Origin of the sequence: Streptomyces sp. NPDC051987 (genome assembly GCF_040680735.1) — a bacterium.
Classification (GTDB): Bacteria; Actinomycetota; Actinomycetes; order Streptomycetales; family Streptomycetaceae; genus Streptomyces.
This window is the reverse complement of sequence record NZ_JBFAXI010000028.1, coordinates 57,716-71,227: the sequence shown is the minus strand read 5'-3', so window position 1 is coordinate 71,227 and position 13,512 is coordinate 57,716. Positions and strand designations below refer to the sequence as shown.

General features: G+C 73.3%; 10 protein-coding genes. 2 read left to right on the top strand and 8 right to left on the bottom strand.

Going from position 1 to position 13,512, the window contains the following annotated elements; all coding sequences use genetic code 11:
• The first annotated feature begins 26 nt into the window (after positions 1-26).
• Both AB0M11_RS17630 and AB0M11_RS17625 read left to right on the top strand, forming a co-directional pair.
• Positions 27-1,568 (top strand): alpha/beta hydrolase, encoded by a 1,542-nt coding sequence (locus AB0M11_RS17630; RefSeq protein WP_365706280.1) that lies wholly within the window; start codon positions 27-29, stop codon positions 1,566-1,568.
• 193 nt (positions 1,569-1,761) lie between these two features.
• Positions 1,762-3,318, top strand: a complete 1,557-nt coding sequence (locus AB0M11_RS17625) for an alpha/beta hydrolase (RefSeq protein ID WP_365706278.1) — start codon at positions 1,762-1,764, stop codon at positions 3,316-3,318.
• A 62-nt stretch (positions 3,319-3,380) separates the two neighbouring features.
• On the opposite strand, the gene moeZ is transcribed toward AB0M11_RS17625, so the two are convergent.
• The 8 genes from moeZ to AB0M11_RS17585 all read right to left on the bottom strand — a co-directional run bounded on the left by moeZ (position 3,381) and on the right by AB0M11_RS17585 (position 13,510).
• Positions 3,381-4,559, bottom strand: coding sequence for an adenylyltransferase/sulfurtransferase MoeZ (gene moeZ, locus AB0M11_RS17620; RefSeq protein ID WP_365706276.1), 1,179 nt, complete (start codon positions 4,557-4,559; stop codon positions 3,381-3,383).
• Positions 4,560-4,622: 63 nt separating this feature from the next.
• A complete protein-coding gene (locus tag AB0M11_RS17615; protein ID WP_365706274.1) occupies positions 4,623-5,372 on the bottom strand; it encodes a spherulation-specific family 4 protein in 750 nt (249 codons plus the stop codon).
• Positions 5,360-6,319: an NAD-dependent epimerase/dehydratase gene (locus AB0M11_RS17610; protein WP_365706272.1), complete on the bottom strand. Its 960-nt coding sequence runs from the start codon at positions 6,317-6,319 to the stop codon at positions 5,360-5,362. Before AB0M11_RS17610 ends, AB0M11_RS17615 begins: the two co-directional genes overlap by 13 nt.
• A gap of 180 nt (positions 6,320-6,499) precedes the next feature.
• A complete protein-coding gene (locus AB0M11_RS17605; protein WP_365706270.1) occupies positions 6,500-7,831 on the bottom strand; it encodes a hypothetical protein in 1,332 nt (443 codons plus the stop codon).
• Positions 7,828-9,693: a DUF3492 domain-containing protein gene (locus AB0M11_RS17600; RefSeq protein WP_365706268.1), complete on the bottom strand. Its 1,866-nt coding sequence runs from the start codon at positions 9,691-9,693 to the stop codon at positions 7,828-7,830. Before AB0M11_RS17600 ends, AB0M11_RS17605 begins: the two co-directional genes overlap by 4 nt.
• Positions 9,694-9,909: 216 nt before the next feature.
• A complete protein-coding gene (locus AB0M11_RS17595) occupies positions 9,910-11,502 on the bottom strand; it encodes an ABC transporter ATP-binding protein (protein WP_365706266.1) in 1,593 nt (530 codons plus the stop codon).
• Positions 11,499-12,497 (bottom strand): ABC transporter permease, encoded by a 999-nt coding sequence (locus tag AB0M11_RS17590; RefSeq protein ID WP_365706264.1) that lies wholly within the window; start codon positions 12,495-12,497, stop codon positions 11,499-11,501. The genes AB0M11_RS17595 and AB0M11_RS17590 overlap by 4 nt, the downstream gene beginning before the upstream one ends.
• Positions 12,494-13,510, bottom strand: a complete 1,017-nt coding sequence (locus tag AB0M11_RS17585; protein ID WP_365706262.1) for an ABC transporter permease — start codon at positions 13,508-13,510, stop codon at positions 12,494-12,496. The genes AB0M11_RS17590 and AB0M11_RS17585 overlap by 4 nt, the downstream gene beginning before the upstream one ends.
• Positions 13,511-13,512: the final 2 nt, after the last annotated feature.

The window sequence follows — 13,512 nt, the reverse complement described above, 5'->3', positions numbered from 1 at the left end:
GCCCTGCGCGACCCCAGGATGGGAGCATGCCGAACCCCTCCCGGATCCGCGTCGCCGCCCTGACCGCCGCCCTGGCGCTGTCCTCCTTGCTGACCGGATGCGGCGACGGTGCCCAGGACGGGGATCTGGCGGCGCAGAAGCTGGACTGGAAGAACTGCCCGGCGCCCGACGAGGCCGAGGGCGGCGGCGACGCGCCCTCACCGCTGCCCGCCGGCGGCTCCTGGCAGTGCGCCACCATGAAGGCCCCGCTGGACTGGTCGAAGCCGAACGGCGCCACCATCGGCCTCGCGCTGATCCGGGCCAGGGCAAGCGGCGACCCGGACAAGCGGATCGGGTCCCTGATCTTCAACTTCGGCGGCCCCGGCGGCAGCGGGGTCACCACGCTGCCCGCGTTCGGCGAGGACTACGCGGCCCTGCGCACCCGCTACGACCTGGTCAGCTTCGATCCGCGGGGAGTCGGCCGCAGCGACCCCGTCGAGTGCGAGAACGACGCCCAGCTCGACGACTACTTCCAGCAGGACGCGACCCCCGACACCAGCGCCGAACGCACCCGGCTGATCCAGCGCACCCAGCAGTTCAACGCCGCCTGCGAGAAGAACTCCCGAACGATCCTGCCGCACGTCCGCACCACCGACGCCGCCCGCGACATGGACCTGATGCGCCAGGTCCTCGGCGACCGGCGACTGCACTACTTCGGCATCTCCTACGGCACCGAACTCGGCGGCGTCTACGCCCACCTGTTCCCGAAGAACGTCGGCCGGGCCGTCTTCGACGCCGTCGTCGACCCCACCCAGGACCCGGAGCAGAGCTCGCTCGGACAGGCCAAGGGCTTCCAGCTCGCACTCGACAACTTCGCCGAGGACTGCACGTCGAAGAAGACGGAGTGCCCGATCGGGGACACCCCGCAGGATGTGAAGGACCGTATCGCCAGGCTCCTCGCGGACCTCGACCGCAAACCGATCCCCGGCGTCCTGCCCCGCATGCTGACCCAGACCGCCGCCACCAACGGCATCGCCCAGTCCCTGTACTCCAAGGACTTCTGGGAGTACCTCACCGAGGGGCTCGAAGAGGCGTACGACGGCGACGGCAAGATCCTGATGCTGCTGTCCGACTCGATGAACGGCCGCAGCCAGAACGGCGAGTACAGCAACATCACGGCGGCGAACGTCGCCATCAACTGCGCCGACGAGAAGCAGCGGTACACCGCCGACTACGTGCAGCGGAAGGTGCCCGAGTTCCGCGCCGCCTCCCCGCTGTTCGGCGACTATCTGGCCTGGGGCATGGTCAGTTGCACCGACTGGGCGGTGCCGGGCGCCGCCGACCATCCCGACGTGAGCGCGCCCGGGGCGGCGCCGATCCTGGTGGTGGGCAACACCGGGGATCCGGCCACGCCGTACGAGGGCGCGAAGAAGATGGTGGACGCGCTGGGGAAGGGCGTCGGCGTCGAACTGACGTACCGCGGGCAGGGGCACGGGGCCTACGACAGCAAGAACAGGTGCGTGCAGGCTGCCGTGAACGGCTACCTGCTGCGGGGGACGGTGCCGAAGGCGGGGGCAGTCTGCACCTAGTCGTCCGCAGCTGCGTGGCGACGGTCGCGCAGTTCCCCGCACCCCAGCTCCCCGCACCTCGGTGGGGGCGCCACAGAACCGCAGGTCAGACGGTTATCCACAGGCCGCAACGGCCCTCGATCACTCCGCCTAGTATGGCCTGACCGCTCTCCCGCGAAGAAGGCGCGGAGAGCCCGGGTGGGGGTGTGGGCGCATGGTGCGAAACGTACGGTGGGTGGCCGCTGTCGCCGCGGGGCTGCTCGTGGCCGGGTGCGGCGGTGGGGCGTCAGGCGGGGGCGAGGACGAGGGGAAGGCCTCCTCCGGCCAGTCGCCGGCCGCCACGTCCGCCGCGTCGGGCTCGGCGGCGCTGCCCGCCTCCCTCACCGACCAGAAGCTCGACTGGCGCCGCTGCCAGGCCACGTCGGACGCCGTCGCTCCCGGGGACGAGTGGCGGTGCGCGAAGCTCAAGGTGCCGTTGGACTGGGCGAAGCCGGACGGGCAGACGATCGGGCTGGCGCTGATCCGGGAGCAGGCGAGCGGAGGGGCGGGGAAGCGGATCGGCTCGTTGCTCTTCAACTTCGGCGGGCCGGGCGCCTCCGGCGTCTCCACGATGCCCTACTTCGCCTCCACCGTCTCCACGCTGCGCCAGCGGTACGACCTGGTGAGCTGGGACCCGCGCGGGGTGGGAGCCAGCGAGGGGATCCGCTGCCGCAGCGACAAGGACATCCAGAACGCCGAGTCGATCGACGTGACACCGGACACCGCGGCCGAGGAGACGGCGTACCTCCAGGACGCGGCCGACTTCGGCAAGGGGTGCGAGAAGGCGGCGGGCAAGCTGATCGCGCATGTGTCGACGACCGACACGGCTCGCGACATGGACCTGATGCGCCAGGTCCTCGGCGACCGGCGACTGCACTACGTCGGCATCTCCTACGGCACCGAACTCGGCGGCGTATACGCCCACCTGTTCCCGCGGAAGGTGGGGCGGCTGGTCCTGGACGCGGTGGTGGACCCGACGGCCGACTCGTTCGGCCAGGAGAAGAACCAGGCCATCGGCTTCCAGCGGGCTCTGGACGCCTACCTCACGTCGACCGGGCAGGACTCGAAGCAGGGCTCTCAGCGGATCGCCGGACTGCTGAAGAGGCTGGACGCCGCCCCGCTGCCCGCCTCTCCCGGCCGGAAGCTGACCCAGTCCCTCGCGATCACCGGCATCGTGCTGCCGCTGTACAGCCAGGACAGCTGGCCGACGCTGACCAGCGCGCTCAAGGCGGCCGAGGAGGGCGACGGCTCTGAGCTGCTGTCGCTCGCGGACCAGTACAACGAGCGGGACTCCTCGGGGCACTACGGCACGGCCACGCACTCCCAGCGGGTCATATCGTGCCTGGACGAGAAGGAGCGGCCGACGCTCGCCGAGACGAAGAGGCGGCTGGCGGAGTTCGAGAGGGTCTCGCCGGTCTTCGGGGACTTCCTGGGTTGGGACGCGGCCGGCTGGTGCCACGACTGGCCGGTGGCCGGGCAGTGGGACACCCCGGAGGTGAGCGCACCGGGCGCGGCCCCGATCCTGCTGGTCGGGAACACGGGCGACCCGGCGACCCCGTACGAGGGCGCCCGGCGGATGGCCGACGAACTCGGCAAGGGTGTCGGCGTCGAGCTGACCTGGAAGGGCGAGGGGCACGGCGCGTACGGCAGCGGCAGCCACTGCGTGGACTCGACCGTGAACGCCTATCTCGTGGACGGCACGGTCCCGAAAGACGGCTCGGTCTGCTCATGACGAAGGCGGGGACTGCGGGCACCCGTCGTGCCCGCGGCCCCCGCCCGTCGCGGAGCCTGTGCTCAGTAGACCGGCTTGGACGGCTCGATCTGGTTGACCCAGCCGATCACGCCGCCGCCGACGTGGACCGCGTCCGAGAAGCCCGCGGACTTCAGGACCGCGAGGACCTCCGCACTGCGGACACCCGTCTTGCAGTGCAGGACGATCTTCTTGTCCTGCGGCAGGCCCTCCAGGGCGGTGCCGAGGAGGAACTCGTTCTTCGGGATCAGCTTGGCGCCCGGGATGGAGACGATCTCGTACTCGTTCGGCTCGCGGACGTCGATGATCTCGATGTTCTCGCCGTCGTCGATCCACTCCTTGAGCTGCTTGGGAGTGATCGTCGAGCCGGCGGCCGCCTGCTGCGCCTCCTCGGAGACGACGCCGCAGAAGGCCTCGTAGTCGATGAGTTCGGTGACGGTCGGGTTCTCGCCGCAGACCGCGCAGTCCGGGTCCTTGCGGACCTTGACCTGGCGGTACTGCATCTCCAGGGCGTCGTAGATCATCAGGCGGCCGACCAGGGGCTCACCGGTGCCGGTGAGGACCTTGATGGCCTCCGTGACCTGGATGGAGCCGATCGACGCGCACAGCACGCCGAGGACGCCGCCCTCGGCGCAGGAGGGGACCATGCCCGGCGGCGGCGGCTCCGGGTAGAGGCAGCGGTAGCACGGACCGTGCTCGGACCAGAAGACCGAGGCCTGGCCGTCGAAGCGGTAGATGGAGCCCCAGACGTACGGCTTGTTCAGCAGCACGCAGGCGTCGTTCACCAGGTAGCGGGTGGCGAAGTTGTCCGTGCCGTCGACGATCAGGTCGTACTGGCTGAAGATGTCCATCACGTTCTCGGCCTCGAGCCGCTCTTCGTGCAGGACCACGTTCACGTACGGGTTGATGCCGAGGACGGAGTCACGGGCGGACTCGGCCTTGGAGCGGCCGATGTCGGCCTGGCTGTGGATGATCTGGCGCTGCAGGTTGGACTCGTCGACCTCGTCGAACTCCACGATGCCCAGAGTGCCGACGCCCGCGGCCGCCAGGTACATCAGCGCCGGCGAGCCCAGGCCGCCGGCGCCCACACAGAGCACCTTCGCGTTCTTCAGCCGCTTCTGCCCGTCCATCCCGACGTCCGGGATGATCAGGTGGCGGGAGTACCTGCGGACCTCGTCTACGGTGAGCTCAGAGGCTGGCTCGACCAGGGGTGGCAGCGACACGGGGACTCCGTTGATCGGTCAATCACTACGGTTGTTCTCCTTGTAACACTGCCACGGGCTTCTTCATTCCGAGACACCCGTTCCGATCCGCGAGACGATCTCGTCCCAGTAACCGGGCATGGTCTCCCAGGGGTCCGCCCGGCCCCAGCGATCGGTCCGGTCGGTGAAGTAGACCGTGGCGGCGCCCTGCCAGCGGGCTATGCGCAGCGCCTCGTCGAGGTGGCCGAGGGGCACGCCGTGCACGAGGTGGCAGAAGCGGTCGGGCGGGTAGTCAGCGGTCCACTCGGCGACCTGGGACCAGCGGTAGTCGCTCCAGGGCCCGGCGAAGGTCACCAGCTGGTCGGCGTTCTCGGCGTAGCCCGGGTGGGGGTGGGCGCCGTGGCCGAGGACGATGTGCGGGTCCTCACCGAGGGCGCGGAGCGCGGCGACCGTGCGGCGGATCTCGGGGAGCGCGGTGCGCTCGGTGGGGCAGCGGTCCAGCAGGAAGCCGTCGACGCGGTACCAGTCGTGGAAGCACCGGGCGTCGCTGACCAGGTCACCGTGGGGGCGGACGCCGTAGGTGCTGTCCAGGTGGCCGAGGACGCGGACGCCCGCGTTGCGGAGCCGCCCGGCCGCCTCCAGGCAGTGCGGGTCGGGGCGGCTGCCGGGGCCGTTCGCCACGTTCAGGACGACCCAGTGCAGGGGAGTGCCGGGGCGGGTGAGCTCGGCCCACTGGGCGGGCGCGAGGAGCGGGTGGGCGTAGCCGGGGATGCCGACGGCGGTGCGGACGCCGGTGGTCGCGGCGCCTGCCCGGGTGCTGGTCAGATGCGACATGCCGCCTCCATCCAGATGTCCGCGAGGGACTCTTCGAGGTTGATGCGGGGCCGCCAGCCGAGCCGGTCGCGGGCGCAGCGCACGTCGGCCTGCTGCCAGCTGCCGCAGCCGTCCGGGTACGGGTACGCGACCGGACCGGTGTGCTCGCCGTCCATCCGGGGGTGGCCGATGGCGCCGCGCAGCGGTCCGGGCGGGCCGTCCAGTTCGTGCAGGGCGCCGCCGTATCCGGCGACCCGGGCGAGGACACCGGCGGCGTCGCGGAGCCGGACGGCACGGCCGGAACCGATGTTGATGACGCCCTGGGCGGCGGAGAGCGAGGCCGCGTGGACGGCGCGGGCGACATCACGCACGTCGACGAAGTCGCGCTGGGCTCCGAGGCCGCCGAGTTTGAGTTCGCCGTCGCCGGACTGCATGGCGCGGCGCATGGCCTCGGCGAGGCGGCCGAGCGGGGAGCCTGCCGGCGTGCCCGGCCCGGCGGGCGAGAAGACGCGCAGGACGACGGCGTCCAGACCGGAGCCGAGGACGAGTTCGGTGGCGGCGAGCTTGCTGACGCCGTACGGGCCGCCGGGCCGGGGTACGGCGTCCTCCGCGGTGGAGGAGCCGGGCTGGCTCGGGCCGTACTCGGAGCTGCAGCCGATCTGCACCAGGCGGGCACCGCAGCCGCTGCGCCGCAGGGCCTCGCAGACGGTGGCGACGGCGACGGTGTTGTGCCGGGTGAGTTCCCGGGCGCCGCCGCGGGTGGCGCCGGCGCAGTTCACGATGACGCCCGGGTGGACCGCGTCCAGGAAGCGGGTGAGTGCGCCGGGGCTGCCGGTGGCGAGGTCGAAGCGGACGTCGGCGTCGTCGCCGCGGCCGAGTGCGGTGAGCTGGACGGCCGGGTCGGCGAGCAGCCGGTCGGCGACGAAGCGGCCGAGGTATCCGTTGGCTCCGATCAGCAGAACCCTCATCGTGCGGCTCCCGGGGTGTGCGCTCCGGCGACTCCGGTGGTTCCGGACGCTCCGGGTCCGGGTCGGGAGGTGGTCATCTGGTGGTCTCCTTCGAGGGATGGTGCGGTTGCCTCCGGCGAGGTGCCGGGCGCCTGCCGCCGGGACGGCCGACCGAGGCGGGTGAGGACATCGGCGCTGTGATCACTGCGGGTCTCCCGCCGGTGCGTGGGCGGGGGCCCGGGTGAGGGTGCGGGCCGCCCGGAGGAACAGCGCCAGGGCGGCGGCGCCGCAGACGAGGGCCGGGACGCCGTCCGGGCCGCACGTGTCGACCAGGGTGTCGACGGGGGCGGCCAGGAAGGCGCAGCCAGGCAGCCGGCCGGCCAGGACGAGGGCCACGGCCGCCGCTTCCGTGGCGGCGGCGACGGCGAGGGCGGGCCCCTGCGGGACGTGGTGGACGGCGAGCAGGCGGGCGAGCAGGAGGAGGGCGCCGAGGGTGAGGGCCGCGGGATAGCCGGCGGGTTCGCCGAGGGCCGCGCCGCACAGGGCGAGCAGGGCGGTGAGGGCCCCCAGGAAGAGGGCGAACGTGCCGAGCAGCAGCGGCTGTACGGCGCCGGTGAACTCCGCCAGGCCCCGGCTGCTCGCGAGCCTGCGGCGGGCGCCCGTGGTGAGGAGGTGGGTGCTCCAGGCCGCCGGGGCGCAGGCGAGGGTGAGGGCGAGGACGGGCGCCGTGGTCACCGGCCAGGGGCCGTGGGCGGCGCCGGTCGGGAGGGCGTCGGGGCCTCCGTCCACGGCGGCCCGCAGCAGGCCGTCTCCGAGGAGGGCATAGGCGAGGAGCCAGCAGGTCCAGACCCGGGTGCCGGTGACGGTGCGCCAGGCGGGTGTCGGGGCCGGCACGGCCAGGGGGCCGCGGCGCAGGGCCGGGCGTACGGCCAGGGCGACGGCGAGCGCGCCGACGGCCGCCACCAGGAGGCGGGGGCGGCCTTCGGTGAGCCGCACGCCGGTCACCGCCGCCGCGCACACGGCGCCCGGGAGGAGCGTGAGCAGTGCCCGGTCGGCGCGCGGGCGGGGCGCGGGCGCCGGTTCGGGGCGTGGCTGGGGGGCGTCGTCGCGGGGCACGCGCGCGTAGAGCTCTTCGGCCAGCGAGAAGACGTCACGGTGCCGGAAGCGGGCGGCGGTGCGGTCGGTGACACCGTGTGCTTCGAGGCCTGCCGCGATCTCCAGGGGGTCCACCGCCCTTTCGCAGAGCGACCGGTGGCGGTGCAGCAGCGCCTTGACAGGGTCGGTGGTGGGGCCTCGGCGCGGATGGGGACCACGGCCGCCGGGGGTGTCCTCGGCAGCGGTCCGCATGCCCGGCACGACCTCGCCTGCTCGCTGCGGCCCGCCCGCGGCAGAGGCGTCCACCGGGCCGTCCTCGTCCGCTCCCAGGAGCCATTCCTCCGACCGTGCGTCCCAGGCGTCGGCCGCGCCGGGCCGTCCGGGCCGGTCGAGTTCGCCCGGACCGGCGTTGGGCGCGCCCGCTCCGTCGCCGTTCACAGCGACCCCTCGGTGGCCGCGCGCGAGGTGGCCCGCGCCGGTGCGGGCCGGGGGGCGTCGCCCGGGGCCCGGCCGGGTCCGGGCTGATGCGCGACGCGGGCCGTGGGGCCGGTCCACCGGCCCGGCACATGGACCTCGGCCGGGACGGCGAAGGGCAGGGGCTCGCCCGCCCGGCCGAGGACGACCCGGCGCACCGGGCAGTGCGAGACGATCTCCAGGTAGAGGGAGTCGAACGCCGCGATGTTCTGCTCGACGGTGAAGAGTTCGAGCGCTCGGGCGCGCGCGGCCGCGCCGAGGCGCTCACGGCGCTCGGGGTCGCGCAGCAGCGCCACGCAGGCCTCCGCGAGCGCCCGCGGATTGCGTGGGGGCACGACCAGACCGGTCCCGCCGATCACCTCCACCACGGCGCCGACGTCCGTGGAGACGGTCGCCCGGCCGCAGAACATCGCCTCGACCAGTCCTGCCGGGAAACCCTCGACGACGCTGGAGAGCACGACGACCGCGCCTGCCGCGTAGGCGTCCGCGAGGGTCGGTGCCGCCGGGCCCCCGATCTCCTCGAAGGAGACCGGGTTGTCGCCGACCGCGTGCACGCCCTCGGCCTCGTCGGGGAAGAGCTGGGCGGCGAGCATCCTGCAGTGCCCCAGGTACGCCTCCCCCTCCGGCCCCGCCGGGGCGCCCACGACCCGCAGCCGCGCTGTGGGCTCCGCCCTGCGGATCTCGGCGAAGGCGTGCAGCAGGGACACCAGGTCCTTGGCCGGCTCGATCCGGCCCACCCATACGAGCGTGCCGGGGTCGGCGCGGTCCGGGGCCTCGCCCACCTCGGTGAACCGGTCGGCCGCCATGCCGGGATGGACGGTACGGATGCGGGCGCGGTCGGCCCCGCAGCGCTCCTGCCAGCGGCGGGCATGCGCGTTGCCCGGGGTGACGAGCGCGGCTCGGCGGTAGACCTCGGCGGCGAGGCGGCCGTGGAAGGCGGCGAGCAGGGCTCGGACGGCCGGGGTGGCCGCGCCGGAGTCGAGGGCGAGGAAGTGCGAGCGCAGGTGCACGCCGTACTCGGTGACCAGCAGCGGCAGGCCGGAGAAGTGCCCGGCGAGCAGGCCGGCCAGGGCGGCCGGACCGCCGGAGGTGGCATGGCAGAGGTCGGCCGCGCCGAGGCCGTCGTCGCCGTACCAGTCCAGGGAGAGGGGACGCAGGGCGCGTTCGAGGTGGGCGGCGACGGCGAGCAGATCGGGTACGCGCGCCTCGCGCGCTGTGCGGAGTGCGCCGGGCGCGCGACAGGCGCTCTCCAGTGCGCGTAGGGCGGTGTCGGAGCGGAGCGCGCCGGCCAGACCGCCCTCGTCGCGGGCGAGGTCGGCGAGGCCGTGGAGGGCGTTGCCGAAACGGTCCGCCAGAGAACCGGGTGCGGCGCCGACGCCACCCGCGGCGTCCGGCTCGCCCGCGCCGTACACAGCGTTCGCGCCGTACACAGCGCCCGCGCCGTACACAGCGTTCGCCCCGTTCGAAGCGTTCGCGCTGTTCGAAGCGTTCGCGCTGTGCGCGTCCGGCGTGCCCGGCGCGTCCGGCGTGCCCGGACCGGCGCAGAGGATCTCCGCGAGTTCGCCGTAGCTCTCGGCGAAGCGCCGGCGTGCGCGCCGTCCGTACCTGACCCCGTCCTCTCCGGCGGTCCACAGCGGGGCCGTCCGCACCCGGCCGACATGCGGCGGGAGCGGCAGCCGGCCCTCGTCCTCCTGGCGCCGGGTGCGGCTGAGCGCGTAGAGGTCGAACTCGTGCTGCCCGAGCCCGCGCACGAGCCGGTCGCACCAGAGTCCGGCGTCACCGCTCACATACGGATAGCCACCCTCCGTAAGCAGTCCGATGCGCACGTGTGCACCCCCGATCGATCTCCCGTATGGGAGCCACCGTGGCTCGGTGGCTCGCAGCGGGACGAACGTATGCGGACAAGGCGGTGGCGCGACGGACGGTTGTCCATCGCGCCACCAAAAGGGGTGAACGGACGTAACTTTCCCGTGCGGGTCGCGTTCGGTCGCGCTAGGCAGCCGAGCAGCCGCGGAGCGTCACGCCGAGGAACTGCGGAAACGTCACGCCGACGCCAGCTCCCGGCGCGCGGCCCGCCGCCGGGCCGCGGCCTCGGGGTCGAGGGCGGGCACCGCGGCCAGGAGTTGCCTGGTGTACGGGTCCTGGGGGTTGTCGTAGACCTCGTCGGCGGGACCGGTCTCGACGATCCGGCCGCGGCGCATGACCGCGACCCGGTCGCTGACCTGGCGCACGACGGCGAGGTCGTGGGCGACGAAGACCAGCGCGAGCCCGAGTTCGCGCTGGAGCCCGCCGAGCAGGGCGACGACCTGGGCCTGGGTGGTGACGTCCAGCGCGGAGACCGGCTCGTCGCAGACGATGACGCGCGGGTCGGCCGCGAGCGCCCGCGCGATCCCCACGCGCTGGCGCTGGCCGCCGCTGAACTCGTGCGGATAGCGCTGGTAGTGCGATCCTTCGAGCCCCACGCGCTCCAGCAGTTCGGTCACGCGCGCCCTGATGCGCCCCTCGTCGCGTTCGCCCCGCGCGCGCAACGGGTCGGCGATGGACTCGCCGATGCTGCGCCGCGGGTTGAGGGAGGACACCGGGTCCTGGAAGACCATCTGGACGGCAGGGTTCACGCCCACGCGCGCGTGGCCGTCGTGACGGACCTCGCCGGCCGTCGGCTCCAGCAGCCCGACCAGCATGCGGCCGAGGGTGGTCTTGCCGCTGCCGCTCTCGCCGACGACGCCCAGGGTCTCGCCCCGGCGCACGGTCAGCGACACGTCGTCCACGGCCGCGAACGCCCGCTTGCCACGCCCGAATTCGCGGCGCAGGCCGGTCGCTTCCAGGACGACCGCGTCGGACACCTGCGCGGCCGCCCGCACCGCGTCCACGCGCGGGACGGCGGAGAGGAGTTCTCGGGTGTACGGCTCGGCGGGCGCGCCGAGCACGGCGGCGACCGGGCCCTGTTCGACCACGCGCCCGTGCCGCATGACGAGCACCCGGTCCACGTTCTCGGCGGCGACGCCCACGTCATGGGTGACGAGCAGCAGGCCCATGCCGGTCTCCTCGCGCAGGGTGTGCAGCAGGTCGAGGATCTGCGCCTGGACGGTGACGTCGAGGGCGGTGGTGGGCTCGTCGGCGACGAGCAGCTCGGGTTCGCAGGCGAGCGCCATGGCGATCAGCGCGCGCTGGCGCATGCCGCCGCTGAACTCGTGCGGGCGGGAGCGGGACCGGCGCCGGGCGTCCGGGATGCCGACCCGGTCGAGCACCTCCACGGCACGCGCGCGTGCGGCTCCTCGTGACGCGCGCGTGTGCACGCGGTACACCTCGGCGATCTGGTCGCCGATCGCGTGGTACGGGTCGAGGGAGGACAGCGGGTCCTGGAAGACCATCGCCGCCTTCGCGCCGCGCAGCCGCCGCAGTTCACCGTCCGAGGCGGCCTGTACGTCGGTGCCGGCGACCTCGATCGAGCCGCCGACCCGCGCTCCGGTGCCGTGGTGCAGGCCCAGCAGGGCCGAGGCGACCGTGGACTTGCCGGAACCGGACTCGCCGACCAGGGCGAGGGCGGCGCCGCGCTCCAAGGTGAACGACAGCCCGTCCACGGCCCGCAGGTCGCCGAACTCGACGGTCAGATCAGTGACTTGGACGAGACTCACGTCAGTACCACCCGTCGGTCGGCCACCGCGTACAGCACGTCCGCGACGGCGTTGGCGAGCACCACGAAGAAGCCGACGACGAGGACCATGCCGACGACGACGGGCAGGTCGACCACGTTGACGGCGTGGACCAGCTCCTGGCCGAGGCCGGGCAGTCCGAACAGCGTCTCGGTGAGCACGGCGCCGCCGACGGCCGAGCCGAAGTTGTTGGCGTTCAGCGCGATGACCGGCGCGAGCGCCCCGCGCAGGGCGTGCCGGCCGACGATCGACCGCTCGCCCACGCCGTACGCGCGGAAGGTGCGGATGTGGTCCTCGGCCAGGGTCTCCAGCATCGACGCCCGGGTCATCCGCGCGAACGCGGCGGACTCGATGAGGGCGAGGGAGAACCAGGGCAGCAGCAGGTTCCAGGCCCACTGCTCGGGATCATCAGTGAGTTTCACGTACTGGGGGAAGGGCAGCAGCTGCAGTTCGCCGCAGACGACGATCATCAGGACCAGGCCGATGACGAAGACCGGCGTGGCCCAGCCCGCCAGCGTGAGGCCGGTCAGCACCCGCTCGGTGAGCCGGCCGCGCCGCCAGACGGAGAGCACGCCGGTGCCGACGCCCAGGAGCAGCCACAGCACCATCGCGCCGAAGACCAGCGAGAGGCTGACCGGGAGCCTGGTCAGGATGATGCTGAGGACCTGCTGGTCGGTCTGGTAGGACAGGCCGAGGCAGGGCGCGGAGCAGTGCTCCACGGAGGTGCCGGTGGAGTAGTCCTGGCCGGCGACCAGGCCCTGCAGGAAGTGCCAGTAGCGCACGTACAGGGGGTCGCCGAGGTGCAGTTGCTGGGCGACCTGGTGTACCTGCTCCGGGGAGCAGCGCGGGCCGCAGGTGATCTGGGCGACGTTGCCCGGGGTGACGTAGAAGACGACGTAGACGATCACCGAGATGGCGAGCAGGGTCGCCAGGGTGCCGAGGGTGCGGCGGAGCAGGAAGCCGCCGAAGCCGTTCACGCGGACTCCTCCTTCGCGGTCGCACCGGTCGTCACGGCCTCGCGCCTGCGCCCGGTGCCGACGCTGAGCCGGGAGGCGGCGCGCGGGTCCAGGGCGGTGCGCACGCCGTCCCCGAGCACGGTCATCGCGAGCACGGTGACGAACAGGGCGCCGGCCGGCAGCAGCAGGTACTGCGGGGCGGCCTGGTACCAGACGTCGGCGGCGGTGAGCATCTGGCCCCAGGAGGGCGTCGGCGGCTTCACGCCGATGCCGAGGAAGGACAGGGCCGCCTCGGCGCTGATGTTGACCGGGATGAGGATCGAGGCGTACGTGATGACCGGGGCGGCCAGGCCGGGCAGCAGCTCGCGGCGGGCGATGCGCCAGGCGCCCCAGCCGCTGAGCCGTGCGGCGGCGACGTAGTCGAGCCCCTTCAGGGTGAGCGTCTGGGCGCGGACGATCTTCGCGATGTTGCCCCAGGAGATGAGCCCGATGACGAGGGTGACCAGGACGGGCCGGGGGAAGCTCTGCGGCACGATCGCGAGCAGCGCCAGCGACATGACCATCAGGGGCAGCGCCACGAAGATGTCCGTGATCCGGCTCAGCAGTTGATCGGCCCAGCCACCGCCGAGCGCGGCCGCCACGCCGATGACAAGGCCGAGGAGGACCTGGATCACGGTCGCCGAGAACGCGACGCCCAGGGAGATCCGGGCCCCGTAGACCAGCCGCGCGAACAGGTCGCGCCCTGTCTGCGGCTCCACGCCCAGCCAGTGGTCGCCGGAGATGCCGCCGAAGGAGCCGGTCGGCACACCGCCGCGGGCGGAGTCGATGAGTGAGGGGTGGTAGGTGGTCGGGTCCTGGCCCTCCAGCGCGGTGAGCAGCGGCGCGGCGAGCGCGACCAGGACGAGCAGCGCGACGACGCCCGCCGCGACCGTGGCGGCCCGCTGCGTGCGCAGCCGCCGCCAGAACCGACGAGCCCCCGAAGCCCCCGAGGCGGACGCCTCGGGGGCCTGGGTGGCGACAAGTGCCTCGCTCACGG

What these genes read in the sequence shown, in the direction of transcription:
- AB0M11_RS17630 (WP_365706280.1), top strand. Translation starts at nt 27, where the DNA reads ATGCCGAACCCCTCCCGGATCCGCGTCGCCGCCCTGACCGCCGCCCTG.
- AB0M11_RS17625 (WP_365706278.1), top strand. Translation starts at nt 1,762, where the DNA reads ATGGTGCGAAACGTACGGTGGGTGGCCGCTGTCGCCGCGGGGCTGCTC.
- AB0M11_RS17615 (WP_365706274.1), bottom strand. Translation starts at nt 5,372, where the DNA reads ATGTCGCATCTGACCAGCACCCGGGCAGGCGCCGCGACCACCGGCGTC.
- AB0M11_RS17610 (WP_365706272.1), bottom strand. Translation starts at nt 6,319, where the DNA reads ATGAGGGTTCTGCTGATCGGAGCCAACGGATACCTCGGCCGCTTCGTC.